This window comes from Sediminibacterium sp. (assembly GCF_030695065.1).
Lineage (GTDB): Bacteria > Bacteroidota > Bacteroidia > Chitinophagales > Chitinophagaceae > Sediminibacterium.
Genome location: NZ_JAUYTR010000026.1, coordinates 1 through 1,232 on the forward strand (window position 1 = coordinate 1; position 1,232 = coordinate 1,232).

The following is a 1,232-nucleotide window of genomic DNA, read 5'->3' on the forward strand; positions in this document are numbered from 1 at the left end:
GTGTAGGTAAAATAAATCATTTAGTAAATTAAAAATAGATAAAACTATTAAATAAAATTCTTTTTTTATTTCTTTTATTTTAAACCAAATAATTTAATATATATTTTATCTTTTATTTTTAAAAAAAATTATACAAAATTAAAAAACTAATAAAAGGATATAAAATTTAAAATAAACTAATTTTAAATTTATTAATGATATCAAATTATAATCCAAAGGACTTCTTGAGAAGATCTACATCAACAGATCCTGCTCTAAATAGTTCTCCAGTCCGCAAATCATTAATAACTACTTCTGCAGGAGCAAACATTCCTTTGTCTATTTTGTAGAAGTCGTATTCTGCTTCTTTGAAAACATCATAGAATGGTTTTCCGTATCCTTCAGATGCAGAAGATGGTAATTGTTCTGCTAAAGCTTTTATATCGTCGCCTTCTTCGGATTCAATGTAGTAGTAAGTTCTTCCACCAAATAATACTGCGTCATTGGTTTTTCCCATAGCTTTAAGGCCATCTGGGTCAACAGGTGCAATAGGTGCAATTCCAGCAGCGTATTTTACTTTAGTTACATCGAAATGGAGTGCTTCTAACATTTTGTAGGTACCGTTTTCTACAACTCTTCCTGCAATTTGAATAGAACCAACCAGGGAAGAAGTAGGGGCTACCAGAACGAAAACGTTTTCGGAGGATATGCCACAATCTTCAGCAATTTTATCAGTAACATCAGTTCCAGGGAGCTTGTCTGCTTCTAAGGTTAGAATACCTATATCTGCGTCGTCCTCGTATCCAATTTCTTTGTAAGTTTCAGCAGGTTTTTTGGCCAGTGCACGGGCAGGTCCAGAACCTAAGGCAAAGAAGTCACCTACACTTACAGACCAACCGGCTTTTTGAGCTCCGAGTGTGGAAATAGCTGGGGAGTCAGTTTTGATTTTAACAGATGGTAAGGCAAAGCTTTCTGAGAGGTCTCCGGGAATAGAGATTCCTACTTCGGCCATTCCTCCAAGACAGACCTTGGTGTATAATTCTCCTGCCTTTAAACTGCCTGCTACATTTACACCACAATCAATAACTGTGGAACCATTGTCCAATTTTTCCACTGCAATGTTAAGCGCGTCAGCTTTTGCAATCATTTCATCTACTGTTTTTTTTGCTTCTAAATTAACACTAACCATCTAAATTCACCTCAATAAGAATTTTGAATAAAAATTATTTTATCATCATGATTTTAGGAATTTT

1 protein-coding gene is annotated in these 1,232 nt (G+C 34.5%); it reads right to left on the minus strand.

Translation table 11 applies throughout. The features are described from left to right. Positions 1–205 precede the first annotated feature (205 nt). A complete protein-coding gene (mch, locus tag Q8S25_RS14690) occupies positions 206–1,168 on the minus strand; it encodes a methenyltetrahydromethanopterin cyclohydrolase (RefSeq protein ID WP_305538870.1) in 963 nt (320 codons plus the stop codon). Between the last annotated feature and the right edge of the window lie 64 nt (positions 1,169–1,232).

Excerpts from the sequence above, each read along its gene's own strand:
- mch (WP_305538870.1), bottom strand. The coding sequence starts at position 1,168 with ATGGTTAGTGTTAATTTAGAAGCAAAAAAAACAGTAGATGAAATGATT.